Raw genomic sequence first — 20,885 nt, 5'->3', positions numbered from 1 at the left:
CGCTCTGACTCGGATGTGCTCGGTCGGCTCGCCTAGTTGCGGCCCGGGCTCGCCCGGTCAGCCCGTTCAGTTCCGGCTCGGGTGTGCTCGACTGGCTCGCTTCGCGTCGGCCTGAGCCCGCCCGGTCAACCTGTCCCGCTCCGGCCGGGGTTCGCCCAGCCCCTCCGCCACGAGCCAGAGCCAACCCGAGCGCCCGGAACTGCCGACCCCAGCCCAACTCACCCCGCAGCCACCCCCCGACTCCAGCCCGGCTTACCCCACAGCCAACCGCCAACCCCGTTCCAGCTCCAGCAATCTCCGCTTGCACTCCACCCCAGCCGCGTAGCCGGTCAGCGATCCGTTGCTTCCCAGCACCCGGTGGCACGGCACCACGATGCCGATGGGGTTCCGGCCGTTCGCGAGGCCGACCGCACGGGACGCCGTCGGGCGGCCGATCGACTCGGCCAGTTCTCGGTAGGTCGTCGTCTCGCCGTACGGGATCTGTAGCAGTGCCCGCCACACCGTCTCTTGGAAAGGAGTGCCACTGAACGCTAACGGAAGGTCGAACTCGACCCGGTCTCCGGCGAAGTACTCGTTCAGCTGACGAATCGCCGCAGCGAACGGGCGGTCGTCTCGGTCGCCGAAGGCGGCGCGCGGCGGGCGGTACTGCTCCGCGCCGATGTACAAACCGGCCAGACCGCCATCGCGGGCCATGAGGGTTAGCGGGCCCTCGGGGCTGTCGATGACGGTGTGCACCACGGTCATGCGGATTCCTCCGCGGGAATCCGGTTGATCGGGTGGTCGCCGGTCGCCCAGAGGTGCTGGACCGCGTACGCGCGCCATGGCTGCCACCGCTTGGCGTGTGCGATCAGGGCGGCGGGACTCGTTGGCAGGCCTAGGGTTTCGGCGGCGATCTTCACACCTAGGTCAGTCGCGACGAAGGCGTCCGGATCGCCGAGGGCGCGCATGGCGATGCTCTCCACCGTCCACGGTCCGAAACCCGGCAGCGCGGCCAGTTGCGCGCGGGCGTGGAGCCAATCGCCGCCTGCGGTCAGGTCGACGTCGCCGGAGACCAGGGCCGAGACGAGACCGAGCAGGGTCGCGCGGCGGGACTTCGGCATCGCCAGCGTTTCCGGGTCCAGGTTCGCCAGCGCCTCGGGCGACGGGAACAGGTGCGTCAGGCCGCCTTCGCGGTCCTCGATCGGGGTGCCGTGCGCCAGGGCCAGGCGTGCTGCGTGGGTGCGGGCGGCGGCGGTCGAGACCTGCTGGCCGAGGACGGCTCGCACGGCGAACTCGGCTGCGTCGGTCGTGCGCGGGACGCGTCTGCCGGGAGCGGCGGCGACCAGGGGAGCGAGGGTCGGGTCCGCGGCGAGTTGCTCGTCGACGGCCACTGGGTCGGCATCCAGGTCCAGGAGCCAGCGGCAACGGCTGATCGCGGCGGCCAGGTCGCGCAAGTCGGTCAGGCTCAAGCGGCACGCGACGTGGTCCGGCTCCGGGCGGAGCGACACCACGCCGTGGCCGTGCGGAAGGCGCAGGGTGCGGCGGTAAGCGCCGTCGCGCCATTCCTCGACGCCCGGGACCGCGGTGGCGATCAGGTGCCCGAAAAGGTTGTCCGGGCAGAGCGGCCGACGGAACGGGAGGCGCAGCGACAGCACACCCGGCGACTTGGTCCGCTTGCCGCCGCGGACCCGGGAGCGCAACTCGCTCGGCGTCAGGGCGAAGACGGCCCGCACGGTTTCGTTGAACGTTCGGATGCTGGAGAACCCAGCGGCGTGCGCGATGTCGCTCATCGGCATCGCGGTGGTTTCGATCAGCAACCGGGCGGTCTCGGCGCGCTGGGCCCGGGCGAGGGCGAGCGGGCCCGCGCCCAGTTCGGCCTGCACCTGGCGTTCGACCTGCCGGACGCTGTACCCCAGCCGCGCAGCCAAGCCCTGCACGCCTTCCCGGTCGACGACCCCGTCGCCGATCAGCCGCATCGCGCGCGCCACGACGTCGGCGCGTTCGTTCCACAGCGGCGAACCGGGCGACGCGTCGGGCCGGCAGCGTTTGCAGGCACGGAAACCGGCGGCCTGCGCGGCGGCCGCGCTCGGGTAGAAGCGCATGTTCTCGACCTTGGGCGGCACCACCGGGCAGCTCGGCCGGCAGTAAATCCCCGTGGTCAGCACCGCCGTGAAGAACCACCCGTCGAACCGGTCGTCCTTCGACTGCACCGCGCGGATACAGCGTTCCGTCTCCTCGTACACGCCGACCAGTCTGCCCCGTCGCGCACGCGAAACCTCGCGAAAAAACGACATCACCCTGGAGGGGCGACCGGCTCCCGATCGACCGCCCGCGTGTCGACGACGGACAACCCGCAGACCAGCCCGGTCAGGCCGCGATGTCCCCGCGTGAAGACCAGGAACACCAGATGCGCCAGCAACCACAGCGACGTCCATCCGGAGTCCAAGCCGACCAGGATGAAGTAGCCGCCCGAACCGACGAGGAACCGGACGATCGACTGCAGCACTGACGGCGGCCGTCCGTCCGCGCGCACCATCGTCAGCAGAACCGCGCGCTGACCGGGCGTCGCGCCGTTGCCCGCCAGCGGTACGAGCAGCAGGAGAACCGCGGTGGGCACCCACCGGCCGAGGACGTCGTCGATCAGCGTGTTGTTCTGCAGCGTGCCCTTGGTGACGTACTGCACCACGAGCGCGATCATGCTCAGCACGACGCCCACCAGCGTGACCGAGATCAGGTCGAGCACCATGCCCAGCAGCCGTCGCCGGGCGAGGACCGGACGCGGTTCGTCGGCCGGACGCAGCCGTCCCGAACGGCGCAGCACGGGCGCGAGAAGCGCGCCGACCCCCGCGCCGACGGTGTTGGACAGCAGGTCGCCGGTGTCGAACAGCCGGTACGGGCACTCCATCAGGAACCACACGCCGGTCAGCTGGGTCGTCTCGATGGCGAGCGACACGAAGAACCCGCTGACGATCGCGAAACCGATGCTCCGCCCGAACAATCGCCGCAGGAACACGCCCCACGGCACGAAGAATGCGACGTTGAACAACACCTGGCGCAGCGCCGGATTATCCAGCAGGCCGGTGTTGAACTGCTTCATGTCTTCCAGGAACTGGAGCGGATTCCACACCGGGTGCCGCAGCGCTTCGTGCGTCGCGCAATACGCCGCGTCGATGTTCGGCAGCGGCAGCAGCGTGTAGGTGACCAGCGCGAAGCAGTAAACGAGGAAGGCCGGCGCGGCGATCGCGCGCAGCAGGCCGAGTTCGCCGCGTTTGCGATAGCTGATCGCGACATACGGCACCACCAAAACGAACGCCAGCCCGAACCCGGCGAACACGGCGATCAGCGTGGGACCGCTCCACTGAGTCATCGTTCCTCCACCCGGCGTGCGCGCACAGGCTAGCGGGCGGAAGTAACCTGAGCACGCGGAAAGGAGGAGCAGTGGACGACGACATCGAAGACAACGCCGACACCGGCGTGCTGGATCCCGAGGACACCCTGGAGGAGGGCGACCCTTACGACGAGGGTTACTCGCCGCCGGAACGTCCACTCGCGACTCGCGACTGGGGCACCACGGCCTCCGAGGAAGCCGCCGGGGAAAGCTGGGAGGGCAGACTGGCCCGCGAACTCCCGGACATCCGGGCGACCGACGGCGACGGGCTCGGCGACACCGACGACACCGACGGCGAACTCGTCGACGACGAGGTCGGCGACTTCCGCGCGGGCCGCCTGGTGGCCACCAACGCGGGCTTCGGCCCGGACACCGAGGACGATTTGTACGCCTCGGACATCGGCATCGACGGCGGCGCGGCGTCGGCGGAGGAAGCCGCGGTGCACGTCGTCAACCCGCGGGATTGGTGACTGCGTCAAGCCAGTCGTTGCGGTACTTCCCGTGCGGGGTGCCGATCAACGCCCGCGTTCGCGGGAAAGCGCGGCAGTGACCTGGGTACCTGTTGCGCAGGTGCCTAGTCCGCCGGATCCCCGATCCACACCGACGCCGGAAGCACATACGGCCGCAGCAGTTTGACCAGTTCGGGGTCCCCGCCGCCGTGCAGGGTTTCCTCGGTCAGCCGCCGGGCGACTCCGGCCAGGAAATCGGCGATCTGGACCCGAGGTTCGGACCGCGAGTCGACGAATCGCCAGCGCGGCACCGGATCGAGCAGTTGGGCGAGCCGCGCCGGGGTGAGCGACGGCTGCTCGTCGTGGACGACCGTTTCCGGACGCCAGAACGCGATCGTGTCGGCGAGAGCGGGCATCAGCGGGTCGATCGGCGAGACGAGCCCCGGGTCGGCGAGGAGTTCGTCGCGCAGCGCGGTCAGATGCGGGCGCGCCGCGACCAGCTCGCCGAGGACGTCCGTCTGGGCGAAGAATCCGGCGGGCGTGGTCGCGGGGAGCCGGCGGTTCGAGGTACGCAGCAGTCCGGTGAACGAGCGCAGGAATTCGGTCCAGCGGCGGGTTCCGTGGATGCGCGGGCCATCTTGGTGCAGGGCTCGGGCGCGAGCGTCCGGACGGCGTCGCAGGCACTCCGGGTAGGGGGTCTGGTCGACGAGCAGGTCGACGATTTTGCCCGCCAGGAAAAGAGCTTTGTCGACGAGCAGCACGCTCGCGGCGCCGGCGAGAGGTTCGGTGAGCAGCCACTCCAGCGCGGCGCGGTTTTTGGCGCGCAGGAGATGGTTGGCCTTGTACTCGAGCGCGGGCGAACCGATGAGTTCCCGCAGCCGCGCAACGCATTCCGCAGCGGCGGCAGGATCCAGCCGGACGGCGGCGTGCGCGAATACCGCGGTGTTCGCGCCGATCAGGTTCACGCCCTCGGAACCGGACTCGTCGCACGCGATCTCCGGCGGCCGCACAAAGCCCCATCCTGCCAGGTCGGCGCGGCGAGGGCGACCCCTTTTCTCCAGGGAACCCCTGAGGTGGATTCCCGGATGTGCCGGAGGCCCCGGACGTTTCACCATGAAGGGGACGGAGGGAGCCGGTCATGGTGCTCGTCGAGGAGGACGTACACGCACTGGACGACGTCCGGCGCGGCTTGGTGGTGATCCACAACGGATTCGCCGGGGAGTGCTACCTGTGGTCGGTCGGCGGGCGGGTCCCGCTGTGGGAAACGCAGGCGATGGACCGCCTTCGCCGCCGGGGACTGGTGAGAATCGCGCGCCGCCGGGGCGCGCCGGCGAGCCCGGTAGTGCTGACCGACCTCGGCGCGGCGGCCGCTTGAGTCCTTTGTGGACGATTGACACACGATTGTCTGCCGCTGTTGCTCGCGGGCTTCCGGCGGGTTTTGCTCCGACTCGGTGCGGCGGCATCGCTTCGGCCGGAGACTCGGCGAGGCGAGATTCCGTGTCGTGGCGTCAGCGAGGGTTGCCCGGATGAGGTGGGAGTTGCCCTGACGCGATGACTGCTGGTCGCGAAGGTTCAGGCGCACGGCGGGCGAGAGCTGCCAGGATGCGCTGGTTGGTGCCCGATCGCCGCTCCGTCCCGAGGCGTGGAGACGGACCTGAAGCGGACGTGGACACTCGTCGGCGCGGCCCGGGTGCTGGCGCGAGACGGCCCCAAGATGCCCCGGAGCCGCCGGGAGGGCGGTGTGCGCAGCGCTCCCGGCGGCTCCAGGGCGGTCGGGCGGCCGGAGCGGTGATCCCAGTGCACGGCACCGGCGTGCGCCGACCTGGTGAGCAAGCCTTCCGGCTGGATCAAGTACGAACTTAGCCCAGGTCACGGGCTCGCAGGCGGTGCGTTCCCCGATCGTGTCGGCGGAACCACGCTGGTGGGCGGGTATCGATCGGGGAAGCGGCGTCCGGCGAGGGACGGGTGCGGCCGCAGGCCTGGGAGCTGCACCGATCGGGGGAGCGGCCCCAGCAACAGCCCAGCACGAAAGGAGCACGCGAGCTATGACGCCACCGCGGCGATCGGCCCGGCGATCGGTGCTCCGAGGGATAGCGGGGCACGGCATCTGGCGCGAGAGAATCGGCCGGGAGGGCGGAGCGCCGAGCGGGCGAAGCGCTGGTGGGAAGCAACACCCCCGCGGCGCGGGACAGTCGGCACCGATCGGGGCGAGGATCAGCGGCGACGGCCGAGCACGAAGCAGCAAGACCGTCGGGCGGAAAGCAACACACCCGCGCCGCGGGACAATCGGCACCGATCGGGGGGATGATCGGGGCATGGCCGGGTTCAGGGCCCGTCACCGGCGGGCGGTTGCGGACGAGGCGCTGGTCCGCGCGCTTTTCGAGGAGCACGGGCGGGCGATGCTCGCCTACGCCACCCGGCTGCTCGGCGATCGCGCGGCGGCCGAGGACGTGGTGCAGGAGGCGCTCGTCCGCGCGTGGCGCAGTCCGGACAGCCTGGTCAACGGGCGCGGATCGGTGCGCGGATGGTTGCTGACCGTGGTGCGGAACCTCGTGATCGACCGGTTCCGGGCGAAGGAGGCGCGGCCGCAGGAGGTGGCCGAGTCGGCGGCGGGCGGGCCGGTCGAGCGGGATCATGCCGATCAGGTCGTGGACTCGATGGTCGTGCTCGCCGCGCTCGACGGGCTTTCTCCGGAGCATCGCGAGGTGCTCGAGCAGATGTATCTGCAGGGGCGCAGCGTCGCGGAAGCCGCCGAGCGGCTCGGGATTCCCCCGGGCACGGTCAAGTCCCGCTCGTACTACGGGTTGCGGGCGTTGCGCGAAGAGTTCCGGCGAGCGGAAGGGGTGGCCGGATGAACACCGCTGACGAACACGTCGACCTGGCGGGATACCTGACCGGCCAGCTCGGCTCGGGCGAGCAGCGCGACGTCGAAGCGCATCTGGACGGGTGCGAGCGGTGCCGGGCCGAGGCCGCTTCTCTGCGGGAGGTGCAGAGTTTCCTCGGGGAGCTGCCGCCGGAGGCGTTGCTGGACGGGCCGCCGGTGGGGGCGGACCTGGTGATGCAGCGGACCGTCGACCAGGTTCGCGCGGAGTCGCGCGCGCGGGCCGGCCGGGGACGGTCGATGGCGATCGCGGCCGCGATCGTGGTGGCCGCGGCCGCGCTGGGCGTCGGGGTGCTGGTGGGGCGCGGTTCGTCCGGGCCCGCGGTCGCGGTGCCGACCACGCCGCCGCCGACCAGCGCGGTTCCCGGCACGAAGGTCGTTTCCGGCACGGACGCCAGCGGCAAGACCCGGCTGACCGCGAACATCGTGCCGCAAACCGGGTGGGTGCGTGTGGACGGTTCGGTGACCGGGATTCCGGCTGGCGAGAAATGCCTCCTCGTCGTCCTCGGCAAGAACGGCGAGCGCCAGGTCGCGGGCGGCTGGCTGGTCTCGGAACGGGCGGCTCGGGACGGCGCGTATCTCTACGGGACAGCGGTGGTCGACCCGGCGCAGGTGGCCGCGGTGGTTATCGAGAACACGGCTGGGCATCGGTTTGTGGAGGCGGATGTCAGCTGAATCGCGGGTCGGGCTAGGCGCGGACGGCTCGGGAGGGCGTGTGCTCTACGAGACGGCGGTGGTAGCCGAGAACACTGCCGGGCGTCGGTTTGTTGAGGCGGATGTCAGCTGAACCACGGTCGGACCAGGTCGCGGGCGGCTCGGGAGGGCGTGCGCCTCTACGGACGGCGGTGTTGATCCGGCGCAGGTGGCGACGGTGGTCATCGAGAACACCGCCGGGCACCGGGTTCGCCAGGGCGGACGTCAGCTGAATCGCCGGTCGAGCCAGGCTCGGGCGGGCTCCCAGGGCTCGTCCGCCGGGTCGATCAGGCGGAAGTGGTCGACGCCGGGAAGCTCGACGTAGTCCACTTCGTCACCAGCTGCCTTCGCTGCGGCCACGTAGTCGCGGCTGTGCTCGACCGGGACTCGGACGTCGGCGTCGCCCTGCACGACCAGTTGCGGGCAGCCGATGGGGAGCTGGCGGATCGGCGACGCCGCGGGGTCGTCGCCGGTCAGGAACAGTCCGGCGGCGCCTTCGCCCAGTTCCTCGGCGCGGGCGCGCGGGACGTCGGTGATCGGGGCCAGTGCCACGACGCCGGAGAGTTCGCCGCCGGCCAGCAGTGCCAGGTGACCGCCCGCGGAGTGTCCGATCGCGACTGTCGGAAGCGCGGCCGGACGCGCTACGGCGGCGATCGCGGCCCGCACGTCGTCCAGGGTTTGCGGCCAGCCGCCGGTGTCGCCGTCGATGCGCCGGTATTCGACGTTCGCCACGTACCAGCCCGCGGCGACCAGGTCGGCGGCCATCGGGTCGAGCTGGTGCAGGTCGTGCCGGGCGCGCCACCAGCCGCCGTGCAGCAGGATCGCGGTGCCCCGCCCGCCCGGGGTCCCGTGGAGTTCGACGAACTGGCTGGGCTCGCTGCCGTAGCGGAGGGTTTCCATGCGGGCCATTAGATCACCATCGCGCCAGCCGTTCGTGCACTCTTGCGAGCCCTTCGTGTGCCGCGCGATACGCCTCGTACAGGCCGGTCAGGTCGGTTTCGGGGGTGAAGGTTCGCTCGACGGCGACGGTCGAGGCCGCGGCGGTTTCGACGTCTGGGTAACGGCCCGCGCCGACGGCACCCAGCAGGGCGGCGCCGAGTGCGGCGCTGTCGTGCACGCGGAGGCGTTCGACGGGGCGGGACAGCGCGTCGGCGTGGAGCTGGGTCCAGAGGTCGCTGCGGGCGCCGCCGCCGGAGAACGTCACCGACGGGAGCGGCTCGCCGCAGGCTTCCTCGACGGTTTCCAGCACGTGCCGCGCGGAGAACGCGACTCCGGTCAGGACGGCACGCGACAGGTCCGCGGTGGTGGTTGACGAGGTCAGTCCGAGAAAACTGCCGCGCAGGTCCGGATCCCACAGCGGCGCGCGTTCGCCTTGCAGGTGCGGCAGGAAGACCACGCCGGGCCTGCCTTCCGCGGCGGACGCGAACACCTCCGGCACGGACAGTCCCGACACTCGGCTCCACCAGCGCACTGCGTCGCCCGCAGCCTGGGTTGGTCCGGCATGGACGACCAGGTCGCCGCGGGGCGGGAAGGTGACCAAGCCGCGGACCGATTCCTGCCGGTGCGACGCGGCGGCGACTACCAGCGACGTCCCGCAGGTGACCATCGCACGGCCCGGTTCTGTGGTGCGGGTGCCGAAAACGGCGCCGAACGCGTCCATGGTTCCGACGACGACCGGGGCGTCGCCCAACGCATCGGAGCGGCCGAGGGGTTCTTCGGGGGCGAGCAGTTCCGGCAGCCGGTCGCCGAGTCCGTCCACGAGGGCCACCGCTTCGGGCAGATAACCGGACTCGCCCGCGATGCGTACGCCGGAGAGCAGGTCGGTCGCGACTCGGCCGGTGAGCCGCGCGCCGATGAAGTCCTTGGGGCTCAGCATCCAGCGGGCCCGGGACCACAGCTCCGGCTGCTCGCGGGCGAACCACGCGGCTCGGGCGCCGGCGAACGACGCATCGAGCACGATCGGGCCGCCCCAGATGCGTTTTTTGGCGTCGTCGGTGAAGCGGGCGTCGAGGTCCGCGGCGATCTCCGCGCAGCGCTGGTCCTGCCAGATTACCGCCGGGGTGAGCGGCCGCAGGTCTTGGCCGACGAGGAGATGCGTGTTGACCTGGCTGACGATCCCGGCCGCGCGCACCGAACCGGCGGGGAGTCCGGAAAGGACGGTCCGCAGCGCGGTTTCCGTTGCGCGCCACCAGTCTTCCGGATCCTGTTCGGCCCAGCCGGGGCGCGGACGCGCGATCGGGTAGGGCACCGAGTGCGCCGCGAGTTCCCGGCCGTCCGGCGCGAACGCCGCGACTTTCACCGCGGTCGTGCCGACGTCGATGCCGAGCAGAGCTTCTTCGTCCATGCCACAGGGGTACCAGGAATTCGCTACCGTCGGGCCATGACCTCCGCCGCGGAGAATTACCTGCGCGAGTACCACGATCGCAAACCGGACGCGATGTCCGTGCTGATCGAGTCCGGCCGGGTGACCGGGGACGGCCGCACGAGTTACGAGTTCCTCGCCGATCGGGTCGCGCCCGCGCGCCGGGTGCTCGATGTCGGCTGCGGCGACGGCGCGTTGCTGGCGGTTTTCGCGCGGCGCGGGGCGGAGAAGCTGGCTGGCGTCGATCTGTCTTCGGGGCAGCTCACCCTTGCCCGGCAACGGCCTGAACTGCCCGGTGCGGAGTTGCGGCATGGGCGGGCGCAGGAATTGCCGTTCGAGGACGACAGTTACGACGCGGTCGTGTCGCACATGGCGTTCATGCTCATGGACAGCCCCGAGACGGTCGTCGCCGAGATCGCGCGGGTGCTGATTCCGCGCGGAACTTTCGCGATGGTCGTCGGTGGCCCCGAATCGACCGGCGCGACGCCGGTGTTCCTGGAACTGGCCCGGCCGCTGTTCCGGGAGGTGCCGGAAGAACGCCAGGCCACCTACACCGCCGAGCGGCGCACGTCGAAGCGCGACGGCATCGACGAGGTGCTCGCTCCGGCCGGGTTCGCGCCGGTTTCCTGGGAACCGTACGAGATCGACCTGACCGCCGCGCCGGACGAGGTGTGGACGCGGTGCTGTGAATCGTATTACTCGACCGACACCCTCGACGACGCTCAGCTGGCCCGCCTGCGCTCGGCTTTCCTCGCCGAAACCGAGCACCTGCGGACCGCGGACGGCCGGCTTCCGGCGGGGCTGTGCGTCAACCTCGCGAAAACCGAGCTGCTGAAGTGACCGTTCGCGCTACCGTCTCGGGCATGATGACGCCCGCCGAAGAGTTCCTCCGCGATTTTCACGACCGGAACCCGGCAGCCGCGTCCGAACTGGCCGAACGGGGCCGGGTCGACGGACGCTCGGTGTACGAGGCGTTCGCCGACCACGTCGGCCAGCCGGGCAGCGTGCTCGACCTCGGGTGCGGGGACGGCGCGCTGCTGTCCGTGCTCGCCGGTCGCGGTACCGGAAAGCTCGCTGGCATCGACCTTTCCGCCAAACAGCTGGAGATCGCGCGCACCCGGCCGGGCCTCGCCGACGCGGACCTGCGGCCGGGTCGCGCGCAGGAGCTGCCGTTCGAGGACGACAGCTACGACGCGGTCGTTTCGCACATGGCGTTGATGCTCATGTCCGACGTCGAGAAGGTGCTCGCCGAGACCGCCCGCGTGCTGCGGCCCGGCGGCGCCTTCGTGCTCGGTGTGGGCGGCGGCGGGACCGACGCCCTGGAGGTGTTCCTGAAGGTCGCCCGGCCGCTCTTCGCGGTGGTGCCCGAGGACCGGCAGGTACCGATGTCCGGCGACCGGCGCACCCGCACCCGCGAAGGCCTGGACGCCCTGCTCGGCCCGGCCGGGTTCGCGCCGGTCGGATGGCACCAGCTGCACGTGGACCTGTCCGGCACCCCGGACGCGGTCTGGCAGACGTGCCACGACACCTACTACCAGGTCGACGCCCTGGACGAGACGCAGCTGATGGGACTGCGGACCGCCTTCAAGGTGGCGTCCCGGTCGCTGGTGGCCCCGGACGGCACGCTGCCAGCCGGGGTGCGGGTCAACGTGGCGACGACGCGGCTGATCTGACGGGTGCGCTGGACCGCGACGAGCCAGCCCGCGCCGGGGTGCGCGGTGAGGCCTGGGCCGCGCGCGTCAGTGTGGCGACGCGGTTGAGCTGACCGGCTCGCCGAACCGTGGGGTGCAGGTGCTGCCGGGGGTGTTTGGCTTGGCACACGGCGGGTCCGGGGTCGAGTCGGGCCGCGCGGGTCAGTGTGGCGACGCGGCTGACCTGACCGGCTCGCCGAACCATGGCGTGCAGGTAATGCCGGGGGCGCGGCTTCGTACAGGGCGGGCCAGGCACGCACCCGCGCCGCGGGCGTCAGCATGGCGACGACACGGCCGACCGGACCGGGGCGCCGAACCACCGGGTGAGAGCGGCCCGAAGTTCCTCGACGTCTGGCTCGGCGTCGGTGGAGGACCAGGCGACGTAACCGTCCGGGCGGATGAGCAGCGCCGTGGGTGCGTCGCCAGTGGCGGTGGTGGACACGGTGGTCACCCGGTCCGCCCAGGGCGCGGCCGTGTCGGCGAGGACGGCACCGGGCGTCAGGTCCAGCAGTACCGGGCGCGCGGCCTGGTACGCGGCGGTCAGCGGGGCCGGATCGGCAAGCGGCAGGTCGGGAGCCCAGCGGCCGCTGTTCGGGTCGGTGCCGTAGTGGATGTCCGCGCCGGACATCAGGTCGGCGACGTGCTGCCGCGCGTCCGGGGAGGCGAGCAGTTCGCCGAAGAGTTCGCGCAGTGCGGTCACTTCCGGCCCGGGCGCGACGAGCGCGCTCTGCGCCTGGGTGTGCATCACGACGCGTTCGCTCACCGGGCGGCGTTCGGCCTCGTAGCTGTCGAGGAGTCCCGGCGGAGCCCAGCCCTGCACCTCCGCGGCGAGCTTCCACGCCAGGTTCGCCGCGTCCTGCAGCCCGAGGTTGAGCCCGGGACCGCCGATCGCGGAATGGACGTGGGCCGCGTCGCCGACCAGCAGGATCCGGCCGCGCCGGTACGTTTCGGCGATCCGGGTGTTGCCGCCGCTCAGCCTGCGGAGCAGGAACGGGCCGGGGCCGGACGGCGGTTCGAGGGGAAGGTCGACCCCGAGGACCCGTCGGACGCTCGCGCGCAGTTCTTCCATCGTCAACGGATCGTCGTCGGCGAAATCGGCGGCGCCGCTGTGTTCGCTGACCGACAGCGTCGGGTTCGCCGGGTCGAACGGCGCGAACACGAACACCCCGGTTTCCGTGCGGTGGTGCTGGAACGGCGCGAGAACTCCGGTCTCCAGCTTCAGCCCGCCGGTCACCGGATCGACAAAGGATTGCGGCAGGCGGACATTCGCGCTGCGGGACACCGTTTCGTCCCACGTGACGCCGGGGAAATCGATCCCGGCGAGCTTGCGCACCGTGCTGCGTCCGCCGTCCGCGCCGACTAGGTACTGAGCGGCGATCTCGTAGGGCCCTTCGGGTCCCTGCACCCGTACGGTCACCGAGTTCTCGTCCTGGGCGAAGCCGGTGATTTCGTGCCCGCGGCGGAGATCGGCGCCGAGCGCGCGGACGTGCTCGATCAGCATCTGCTCCAGCTCGTGCTGCGGCTTCGGCAGGATGTACATCGGATTTCGGGGCAGGTCGGCGAATTCGACCGGGAACGCGCCGAAGGCGAACTGCGGCACGGGCGTGGGTTCGGGGATTCCGGCGAGTCTCTCGAACAGCCCGCGCCGGTGCAGCAGCGGCACGACTTGGCCGACGAGACCGTTGGCGCGGCGCACGCCGTCAGGTTCGGCGAGCCGCTCCAGGACGACGGGGCGGACCCCGGCGAGGCAGAGTTCGGCGGCGAGCATCAGGCCGTTCGGCCCGGCGCCCGCGATGACGATTTCGGACATGGGGATCTCCTTGCGGGATCAGGGAAGCACCTCGGCGAGGGTGTCGAACGCCCGGTGCACGATGACGGTCATGTCGGCGGGCGGGTCGGCGCGCAGCCATTCCTGGATGACTGCGCGCAGCACGCCGCCGGCGGTGGTGGCGGTGAGCTGGACGCGGAGATCGTGGACGTCCGCGCCGAGGCGTTCCGCGATCGCCTCGGCCAGTGCTTCTTCGGCCGCGACATTGGCTTTGAGGAATTCGCCCGCCAGCGCGGGTTCGGCGATCATGACCTGGACCCCGGCCGTCCATTGTGGATCGTTGCCGCTGCCGGGCGAAGTGCCGCGGTCGGCGTCGAGCTGCATGAGCGACGCCTCCCGCAGCGCGGTCCACAGCGGCTCCGACGCCGGGCGTTCGCGGAGGTGATCGGCGATTCCGCGAGCCCGGTCCTGGTGTCGCGCGACGATCGCTTCGGCTTTGCTGGAGAAGTAGTTGTTGACGGTGCGCGGCGAAACTCCCGCTTCGCGGGCGATGTCCTCGATTGTCACGTTCGACAGACCGCGCTCGACTGTGAGCCGGATCGCCGCCCAGGAGATGTCGATCCGGGTCTCTTGGCGGCGGCGGTCTCGCAGGTTCGGTCGCTCGGTCATGAAACCACCATAGCGCGCTGCTTGCGTGACACGCAAACTTTGCGCGTTGCGCAAGTTTAGGGACAAGAAGAAGCCCGGGGCACGTTCGCCCCGGGCTTCTGCGCTGCCGTCTCCGGTCAGTCCTTGGTGCTCTTGAAGGCGTCCTTCACCTTCTCGGCAGCCTGCTTCAGGTTGCCCTTGCCCTGCTCCGCCTTGCCTTCGGCCTGCCACTGCTCGTTGTCCGTGGCGTTGCCGACGGCTTCCTTGGCGCGACCCTTGAGCTCTTCGGCCTTGTTCTCGGCTTTGTCGTTCACGATGGGTCCTCCCTTCTCGTGCCTCGCACTTCGGCTACCCGCTCTGCCGGGTGCCAAACGCGCTCATGCGCACGGCCGGCTAGGGCAGCACCCGGCACAGCGCCGCCAGCGCGCCCGACCACGCGCTCGCCGACGGGGTGCTGAAGCCGATCACCAGCGCGTCGCGGTCCGCGGGTGCCTCGGGATGCCGGAACGCACCGAGTCCGTGCATGGCCAGCCCTTGCCACGCGGACCCCTGCACCACCGCGTCTTCCTCGCCGGACGGGACGTCCACGAGCACCTGCAAGCCGGCGGACAGGCCGGTCACCCGTGTGTTCGGCGCGTGTTCGGCCAGCGCCGCGACGAGCTGGTCGCGCCGGCGGCGGTAATGCAGCCGCATCGCGCGGATGTGCCGGTCGTAACTACCCGAAGTGATGAATTCGGCCATGGTGAGCTGGTCGAGCACGCCGGAGAACGGGTCGCGTTCCCCCTTGACCTCCGCGGCTTCCCTGGCGATCCGCGGCGGCAGCGCCATCCAGCCCAGCCGTACGCCCGGCGCGAGCGCTTTGCTTGTGGTGCCAAGGTAAATCACGTGCTCCGGGTCGAGACCCTGCATCGCGCCGACCGGGCTGCGGTCGTAACGGAACTCGCCGTCGTAGTCGTCCTCCAGCACCAGTCCGCCGGTCCGGCGCGCCCAGTCCACCACCGCCGCGCGGCGATCCGGATGCAGGGCGACGCCGGTGGGGAACTGGTGCGACGGCGTCAGCAGTACCGCGCCGACGTCGGACAGGTCGTTGAGGCGCTCGACCCGCGCGCCGTCGGCGTCCACGGGCAACTGCGGGGTGGCTAGGCCGACTTTGGCGAGATGCGCGCGATGTACCTGCAGACCGTACGACTCGACGGCGACTGCTCGGGTTTCACGTTGCTTCAGTACTTCAGCGAGCACGATGAGACTGTGCGACGTACCTGTCGAGAGCATGATCTGGTCCGGGTGCGCGCGTACGCCGCGCGTACGGGCGAGGTACGCGGCGACGGCTTCGCGTAACTCTGGACGGCCGTACGGACCGCCGTAGCCGAACGCGTCGTCGGGCGCGTCGGTCAGGGCGCGGCGCGCGGCTTTAAGCCAGTCTGCGCGCGGAAACGCGGACAGGTCGGGTTGGCCGGGGCGAAGGTCGTGCACGATCCGGTGGCGCGACGCAGGCTTCGGCACGGCCGGGGCGGGCGCGATCTCAGCGCGCGGGGCAACCCGGGTTGCCCCGCCTTGCCGGGCGGTGAGCCAGCCTTCGGCGACCAGTTCCGCATACGCTTGCGCCACGGTGTTCCGCGCGATTCCGAGATCCGCGCCAAGCGTCCGGCTGGACGGCAGTTTCGCGCCCGGTGAGAGTCGTCCGGTGCGGATGGCGTCGCGCAGGGCCTCCATCAGGCCGTCGCGCAGGCGAGGCCCGCGCAGGTCGAGGTGGAGGTCTTCACTCAGCGAACTGGCCCACTCCGCGCGCACGGAAATGGACCATAACAGAGTGCCAATCGCTCGTAGTGTCGAAACTATGACCACTACTGAACGACTTCCGGTGCAACCGCCCCGGCTCACGATGGCCGAACTGGCCCCCGAGGCGTACAAGGCGATGATCCGTCTCGACGCCGCGACCCGGCACGGCCTCGACCCGACGCTGCGGCACCTGGTGTTGATCCGGGCATCGCAGCTCAATCACTGTGCCTTCTGCATCGACATGCACTCGAAGGACGCGTTGGCCGCGGGCGAGACGACTGAGCGGATCATCCAGCTCTCCGCGTGGCAGGAGTCGAAGCACTTCTACACCGCGAAGGAGGTCGCCGCGCTGGAGCTGACCGAAGCGGTCACCGTGCTCACCGACGGCTTCGTGCCCGATGAGGTCTTCGCTCGCGCGGCCGAGCAGTTCGAGGAAGCCGAATTGGCTCAGCTGATCGCGACGATCACGGTGATCAACGCGTGGAACCGGTTCGCGGTCACGACGCGGATGGTGCCCGGCGAATACGTTCCGGGGAAGCACTGAGCCAGTGGTCTGGACCGCTGTGTGAGCAGGATCGCGGGCGGGCCATACCGTCGGTTTGACCGCGGAAGGGAAAAAAGGGTGCCCGCAGTTTCGGGCACCCTTTTCCGTGTTCGGTCACTTAACCGATGCAGCGTGATTACCTAGCGTATCGGCGCCGCCTGGTGCACGCGGTTATCGCGGGGCAAGAGGATATTTAAGTGCCAGGTAACAGGGGTTTGGTGTCTTCTTGACGGCTTGTGACGGCGACTACTGACGGTGAGTTTTACCCGCGAGGGTGAGGCCGGGGCCGGGAACCGTAGTTAGCGTGGTCGGCGCGATCCTGAGAAAGTTTCGGATCGCGTCCGCTCTCGCTGAAATGGAGTTCCGTGATGACCCGGGGTGACGCACCGGTGGTCTGGCTGATCGCCGGCACCCGGCCGGAGGCGATCAAAATGGCGCCGGTCGTGCAGGAGATGCGCCGAGCCGGACGGCTGGAGCCGGTGCTCGTCGCGACCGGGCAGCATCCGGAGCTGGTCGACCAGGTGCTCGCCGCGTTCTCGCTGGCCCCGGATTTGCGGCTCGCCCTGAATCGGGTCGACGGCGGCCAGCCTGAGCTGTTCTCGCAGCTCGTCACCGGTCTCGACGCGCTCGCTGCGCAGCGCCCGCCCGCGGCAGTGCTCGTGCAGGGCGACACGACGTCCACTGTGGCCGGTGCGCTGGTCGCGTTCTGGCGCAAAATTCCCGTGGTGCACCTGGAAGCCGGGCTGCGCTCGTTCGATTTACAGTCGCCGTTCCCGGAGGAGCTGAATCGGCGGCTCGTTACCCAGGCTGCGAGCCTGCACCTGGCCCCGACTCCGGCGGCCGCGCAGAATCTGCGTGCGGAGAGCATCGACGACAGCGTTCTTCTGGTCACCGGAAACACTGTGGTGGACGCGATTTCCCGGGTCACCGACCGCGGAGTGTCCTTTGCCGACAGTGCGGTCGCCGACGTGGTCGAGTCGGCGACGCGCGGCGAGTGCCGGTTGGTTCTGGTGACCGCACATCGTCGCGAGTCCTGGGGCGAGCCGCTGACGCGCATTCTGTCCGCTGTGGACACTCTGCTGGCGCGGCATCCGGACGTGCGCGTGCTGCTGCCGATGCACCCGAACCCGGCGGTGCAGGAGGCGGTGCTCGAAGCGCTGGCCGACCACCCGCGCGCGGTGCTCACTCCGGCGTTGCCGTACGAACAGACCGCGGCGGCGATCGCGGCGAGTTCGCTCGTGCTGTCCGATTCCGGTGGTATTCAAGAGGAAGCGCCCACGTTCAAGGTGCCGGTGCTGGTGCTCCGGGACACGACGGAACGGATGGAAGCCGTCAACGCCGGTTGTGCGCTGCTCGTCGGCACGGACACCGACCTCATCGTGGACACAGCGTCGAGATTGCTGAGCGATCCGGCCCAGCGGGCGGCGATGAGCACGCGCGCCAATCCGTTCGGCGACGGCCGGGCCGCGGCGCGCACCGAACAAGCGGTGGCCCGGTTGCTCGGCTTGACCGCGGAAGCACCGGAGCCATTTGTCCCGGAGCAGGCTGAGGTCGTGCAGTGAACCACCGTTTCCCGGCGTGGTTGCGACTCGGGATCATTGTGGTCGCGGTGGTCAGCCTGGTGGGCGGGATCGTCGTGGTGGCCTCGGACGACGGCACCGGCTCGGAAGCGGCTTCTCCGATCGAACCGGTTCTGCGGCAGCCGAAGATCGGCCTGGCCGGTCCCGGTGGGCGGAACGACCGGCGCACGTTGGTGCTCTTCGACGACGGGCGGCGGTTGCGGCCGAGTCCGCCCGCGACGCAGGTCGCCGAGGAGGCCCAGGCCAACGCGATCCAGACGGCGAACCTGGTTTCCCGCTCCACCGCTTGGCGAATGCTGCCCGCCGCGGATTACCGAAGCGGCGAGCTGAACGAGTACCAGGCGGTGGTGTATGTCGGCACGGTCTATGACGCGCAGTTGCCGCCCGCGCTGCTGGAGGACCTGAGCCGGACCCGGTTGCCGGTGGTGTGGATGGGCAGCAACATCTGGCAGCTGTTCGACCACACTCCGTCGCTCGCCGGGAAATGGGGTTGGACGTGGGCTCCGTTCTGGGAGGACAAAGTCACGACAGTGTCCTATCGGGACACTGACCTGCGGCGCGACCCCAATGCTGGTGTCGATGTCGTGGGAGTGCGGGTGACCTCGCCCAAGGCGAAGGTGTTGGCGCAGGCGAAGTCTGCCGAGGACGTGGCATCGCCGTGGGCGGTCCACAGTGGATCATTCACCTACCTTGCCGAAGTGCCGTATTCCTATGTCGGTGCGGGTGACCGTTACCTGGCGGCTGCGGACATTCTCCTCGGCGTGCTCGCGCCGGACGCTCCGGAACGTCGTCGTGCGCTCGTGCGGATCGAGGACATTGGTCCGCGCACGCCGCCTGCTGAAGTCCGGGCGATCACCGACTACCTCAGCGGGCACGGGGTGCCGTTCTCGCTGGCGGTGTACCCGTATTACGCGGATCCGCGCGGGGAAGCGAATGGCGGCAAGCCGACGTTCGCGCGACTGGTGGACAGTCCGGAACTCGTTGCGGCACTGCGGGATGCCCTGTCCCGGGGCGGAACCTTGGTGATGCACGGCTACAGTCACCAGTCCGGCGATACGGCGAACCCGTACTCGGGAACCAGCGGCGCGGATTACGAGTTCTACCGCGCAACCGTCGACCATCAGGACAACGTACGGCTCAGCGGCCCGGTTCCGGAGGATTCACCGGAGTGGTTCCGCGGTCGGATCGCGACCGGTCTCGCCGAGTTCGACCGGGTCGGGTTGCCGCGGCCGGACGCGTTCGAGTTTCCGCATTACGGCGGGTCCGCTGTGGACTATCAGGAGGCCGGCCGGATCTTCCCGACGCGGTACGACCGGGGCAGCTACTACGCCGGACAGTGCGATGGTGGCCAATGTGGACGGACTGACGTGTCGTATCGCGAGGTATACGGCCAGTTCTTCCCGTACCCGGTGCGCGACGTCTACGGGACTGTCGTGGTTCCGGAGAACGTCGGGAACGTGGCTCCAGCCAAGTTCAACCAGCACGCTGCCCGCACCGCCGACGACATCCTGGCCGACGCGAAAACCCATCGCGTGGTGACCGACAGTGTCGTCAGTTTCTACTATCACCCGTTTCTTGGCATCGGCGATCTCAAGAAGGTGGTCGAAGGCATCGAAGGTCTCGGCTATCGCTTCGTGTCTCCGGCTGCCGTTGCTGCTTGAGTTTCTTCTGGAAGGAAAAGAAATGTCTGTCACCCGGGTCGCTCCTGCGGTCGTTTCCGCCGCCGCGATCGGTGTCGCGCCGTTCCACGGCGTGCTGTGGGTTGTCCTGTCCGTGGTCGGGTTCGTCGCGATGGCGTTCACCGTCCGTTCGGTTCGGCTGCGTGCCAGCGGTTCCCGGGGCCGGCACGCGGCATGACGCAGCCGTGGTGGTTCGTGCTGCTGCTGTGCTGGTGGCCGGTGCACAACCTGGTGCTGGCGGCCTTCGCCTGGCGCGCGCCTCGGCCCGCGGCAGAACGATCGTCGCGCCCGTTGCTGTTCTGGATTGTCATTCCGGCGCTGAACGAAGAACGCGTTATCGCCAACACGGTGCGGAACGCATTACGGCTGGGCACTCCGGAAACGCCGGTGCGAGTGCTGGTCATCGATGACGGATCCGATGACGCCACGCCGGAAATCGTCGCGGGCATTGCCGATGATCGCCTGCATGTTTTGCGGCGTGACTTGCCGCAGGCGCGGCAGGGCAAGGGCGAAGCGCTGAACGCGGGTTATCGCTACATCGACGCCATTGCCGAGCGAGAGGGCACGGTGTCGCAGACCGTCGTGGGCATCATTGACGGTGACGGGCGCGGTAGTGCGGGGCTGCTTGCGGAAGTGGCGGCGATGCTGCGCAGCCGGGGCGTCGGTGCGGTGCAGTGTCGCGTTAGGATCCACAATAGACACCGGTTGCTGGCCTTGTTGCAGGACTTGGAGTTTGGCGCGATCGCGGATGCTTCGCAGTCGTTGCGCGATGTGCTCGGCAGCGTCGGGATGGGCGGAAACGGGCAGTTCACGCGACTGTCGGTGCTACGGAAGTTCGCGCCGGCTCCGTGGAGCGACTGTCTGGTCGAGGATCTTGAATTGGGCCTGCGGTTGCACTTGGCCGGGGTGCGGATCCGGTACACGCAGCGGGCTTGGGTGACCCAGCAGGGGCTGGAGGACACGCGGCGTCTGCTGCGGCAGCGGACCCGCTGGGCGCAGGGAAATCTCCAGTGCTCCCGGCATTTGCGCAGTCTCGCGACCTCGCGCTTCATTGCCGGTACCGGGTTGTTCGATTTCCTGGTCTATCTCGTCGTGCCGTGGCTGACGGTTCCGCTGTCGTTGCTGGCCGCGGCGCTGCTGGTGATTGTGCCGGTAGCGTTGCTGACCGGGAACTCGTTCGGCGGTCTGGTCGCGGAGACCGGGAACCTGTCGCAGGCGGTGGCGTGGTGGCTCGCCGCGTTGCTGCTGCCTGGAATCATGTGGGCGATCGTCTACTTTGTCCGGCTGCGCGACGAACCCTTGCGCCGGGCGTTGCTGGCCGGACTGTGTTACCCGGCGTTCCTGCTGCTCGGCGTGCTGGCGACGTGGCGGGCAGTGTTCCGGATCGTGTTGAAGCGGAACGTGTGGGCGAAAACGGAAAGGCTGGCCGAGTTGCCAGCCTGAC

21 protein-coding genes are annotated in these 20,885 nt (G+C 69.8%); 11 read left to right on the top strand and 10 right to left on the bottom strand.

Features of this window, described 5'->3' with window-relative positions:
* Positions 1-252: 252 nt before the first annotated feature.
* The 3 genes from SSMG_RS30000 to SSMG_RS29990 are packed head-to-tail and all read right to left on the bottom strand — an operon-like array spanning position 253 to position 3,346.
* The gene (locus SSMG_RS30000) at positions 253-744 is read right to left on the bottom strand and encodes a methylated-DNA--[protein]-cysteine S-methyltransferase (RefSeq protein WP_037715289.1); all 492 of its coding nucleotides are present in this window, start codon (positions 742-744) and stop codon (positions 253-255) included.
* The gene (locus SSMG_RS29995) at positions 741-2,222 is read right to left on the bottom strand and encodes an AlkA N-terminal domain-containing protein (RefSeq protein ID WP_009082289.1); all 1,482 of its coding nucleotides are present in this window, start codon (positions 2,220-2,222) and stop codon (positions 741-743) included. The genes SSMG_RS30000 and SSMG_RS29995 overlap by 4 nt, the downstream gene beginning before the upstream one ends.
* A gap of 50 nt (positions 2,223-2,272) precedes the next feature.
* Positions 2,273-3,346: a VanZ family protein gene (locus tag SSMG_RS29990; protein ID WP_009082287.1), complete on the bottom strand. Its 1,074-nt coding sequence runs from the start codon at positions 3,344-3,346 to the stop codon at positions 2,273-2,275.
* A gap of 71 nt (positions 3,347-3,417) precedes the next feature.
* On the opposite strand from SSMG_RS29990, the gene SSMG_RS29985 reads away from it, so the two are divergent.
* Positions 3,418-3,837 (top strand): DUF5709 domain-containing protein, encoded by a 420-nt coding sequence (locus SSMG_RS29985; protein WP_009082285.1) that lies wholly within the window; start codon positions 3,418-3,420, stop codon positions 3,835-3,837.
* A gap of 104 nt (positions 3,838-3,941) precedes the next feature.
* Here SSMG_RS29985 and SSMG_RS29980 read toward each other — a convergent pair whose 3' ends face one another.
* Positions 3,942-4,826 carry a DUF3800 domain-containing protein gene (locus SSMG_RS29980; RefSeq protein WP_063631976.1) on the bottom strand — a complete coding sequence of 295 codons (885 nt, stop codon included), beginning with the start codon at positions 4,824-4,826 and terminating at the stop codon, positions 3,942-3,944.
* A gap of 128 nt (positions 4,827-4,954) precedes the next feature.
* On the opposite strand from SSMG_RS29980, the gene SSMG_RS29975 reads away from it, so the two are divergent.
* The 3 genes from SSMG_RS29975 (at position 4,955) to SSMG_RS29965 (ending at position 7,372) form a co-directional block, all read left to right on the top strand.
* Positions 4,955-5,191: a hypothetical protein gene (locus SSMG_RS29975; protein ID WP_009082281.1), complete on the top strand. Its 237-nt coding sequence runs from the start codon at positions 4,955-4,957 to the stop codon at positions 5,189-5,191.
* A 940-nt stretch (positions 5,192-6,131) separates the two neighbouring features.
* Complete coding sequence (locus tag SSMG_RS29970) at positions 6,132-6,671, top strand: sigma-70 family RNA polymerase sigma factor (protein WP_009082279.1); 540 nt, start codon at positions 6,132-6,134, stop codon at positions 6,669-6,671.
* Entirely contained in the window at positions 6,668-7,372 is a 705-nt protein-coding gene (locus tag SSMG_RS29965; protein ID WP_009082275.1) for an anti-sigma factor, read from the top strand. Before SSMG_RS29970 ends, SSMG_RS29965 begins: the two co-directional genes overlap by 4 nt.
* A 243-nt stretch (positions 7,373-7,615) precedes the next feature.
* Here the strand turns inward: SSMG_RS29965 and SSMG_RS29960 are convergent, their stop codons facing one another.
* Together SSMG_RS29960 and SSMG_RS29955 are read right to left on the bottom strand one after the other, a co-directional pair.
* A complete protein-coding gene (locus tag SSMG_RS29960; RefSeq protein ID WP_199786024.1) occupies positions 7,616-8,290 on the bottom strand; it encodes a S9 family peptidase in 675 nt (224 codons plus the stop codon).
* A 13-nt stretch (positions 8,291-8,303) separates the two neighbouring features.
* Entirely contained in the window at positions 8,304-9,734 is a 1,431-nt protein-coding gene (locus tag SSMG_RS29955; protein ID WP_009082272.1) for an FGGY-family carbohydrate kinase, read from the bottom strand.
* A gap of 36 nt (positions 9,735-9,770) precedes the next feature.
* Here SSMG_RS29955 and SSMG_RS29950 point away from each other — a divergent pair, with 36 nt between their 5' ends.
* Together SSMG_RS29950 and SSMG_RS29945 are read left to right on the top strand one after the other, a co-directional pair.
* Positions 9,771-10,592, top strand: coding sequence for a class I SAM-dependent methyltransferase (locus tag SSMG_RS29950; protein WP_009082270.1), 822 nt, complete (start codon positions 9,771-9,773; stop codon positions 10,590-10,592).
* Positions 10,589-11,425 (top strand): class I SAM-dependent methyltransferase, encoded by an 837-nt coding sequence (locus tag SSMG_RS29945; protein ID WP_234392769.1) that lies wholly within the window; start codon positions 10,589-10,591, stop codon positions 11,423-11,425. Before SSMG_RS29950 ends, SSMG_RS29945 begins: the two co-directional genes overlap by 4 nt.
* A 292-nt stretch (positions 11,426-11,717) precedes the next feature.
* Here SSMG_RS29945 and SSMG_RS29940 read toward each other — a convergent pair whose 3' ends face one another.
* The 4 genes from SSMG_RS29940 to SSMG_RS29925 all read right to left on the bottom strand — a co-directional run bounded on the left by SSMG_RS29940 (position 11,718) and on the right by SSMG_RS29925 (position 15,572).
* The gene (locus SSMG_RS29940; RefSeq protein ID WP_009082267.1) at positions 11,718-13,253 is read right to left on the bottom strand and encodes an FAD-dependent monooxygenase; all 1,536 of its coding nucleotides are present in this window, start codon (positions 13,251-13,253) and stop codon (positions 11,718-11,720) included.
* 18 nt (positions 13,254-13,271) lie between these two features.
* Positions 13,272-13,880 (bottom strand): TetR family transcriptional regulator, encoded by a 609-nt coding sequence (locus tag SSMG_RS29935; protein ID WP_009082265.1) that lies wholly within the window; start codon positions 13,878-13,880, stop codon positions 13,272-13,274.
* 116 nt (positions 13,881-13,996) lie between these two features.
* Positions 13,997-14,173 carry a CsbD family protein gene (locus SSMG_RS29930; RefSeq protein ID WP_009082264.1) on the bottom strand — a complete coding sequence of 59 codons (177 nt, stop codon included), beginning with the start codon at positions 14,171-14,173 and terminating at the stop codon, positions 13,997-13,999.
* Between the two features lie 79 nt (positions 14,174-14,252).
* Positions 14,253-15,572 carry a PLP-dependent aminotransferase family protein gene (locus SSMG_RS29925; protein ID WP_086025005.1) on the bottom strand — a complete coding sequence of 440 codons (1,320 nt, stop codon included), beginning with the start codon at positions 15,570-15,572 and terminating at the stop codon, positions 14,253-14,255.
* Between the two features lie 124 nt (positions 15,573-15,696).
* Between SSMG_RS29925 and SSMG_RS29920 the strand changes: the two genes are divergently transcribed.
* The 5 genes from SSMG_RS29920 (at position 15,697) to SSMG_RS29905 (ending at position 20,884) form a co-directional block, all read left to right on the top strand.
* Positions 15,697-16,182, top strand: a complete 486-nt coding sequence (locus tag SSMG_RS29920) for a carboxymuconolactone decarboxylase family protein (protein WP_037715286.1) — start codon at positions 15,697-15,699, stop codon at positions 16,180-16,182.
* 368 nt (positions 16,183-16,550) lie between these two features.
* Positions 16,551-17,744 carry a non-hydrolyzing UDP-N-acetylglucosamine 2-epimerase gene (gene wecB, locus SSMG_RS29915; protein ID WP_037715284.1) on the top strand — a complete coding sequence of 398 codons (1,194 nt, stop codon included), beginning with the start codon at positions 16,551-16,553 and terminating at the stop codon, positions 17,742-17,744.
* Entirely contained in the window at positions 17,741-19,423 is a 1,683-nt protein-coding gene (locus SSMG_RS29910; RefSeq protein ID WP_037715282.1) for a DUF2334 domain-containing protein, read from the top strand. The genes wecB and SSMG_RS29910 overlap by 4 nt, the downstream gene beginning before the upstream one ends.
* A 22-nt stretch (positions 19,424-19,445) precedes the next feature.
* Entirely contained in the window at positions 19,446-19,619 is a 174-nt protein-coding gene (locus SSMG_RS45690) for a hypothetical protein (RefSeq protein WP_158688118.1), read from the top strand.
* Positions 19,616-20,884 (top strand): glycosyltransferase family 2 protein, encoded by a 1,269-nt coding sequence (locus SSMG_RS29905; protein ID WP_009082251.1) that lies wholly within the window; start codon positions 19,616-19,618, stop codon positions 20,882-20,884. Before SSMG_RS45690 ends, SSMG_RS29905 begins: the two co-directional genes overlap by 4 nt.
* Position 20,885 lies beyond the last annotated feature (1 nt).

This window comes from Streptomyces sp. AA4 (assembly GCF_000158875.1).
In the GTDB taxonomy this organism is placed as follows: domain Bacteria; phylum Actinomycetota; class Actinomycetes; order Mycobacteriales; family Pseudonocardiaceae; genus Amycolatopsis.
This window is presented reverse-complemented; position numbering and strand designations above follow the sequence as displayed.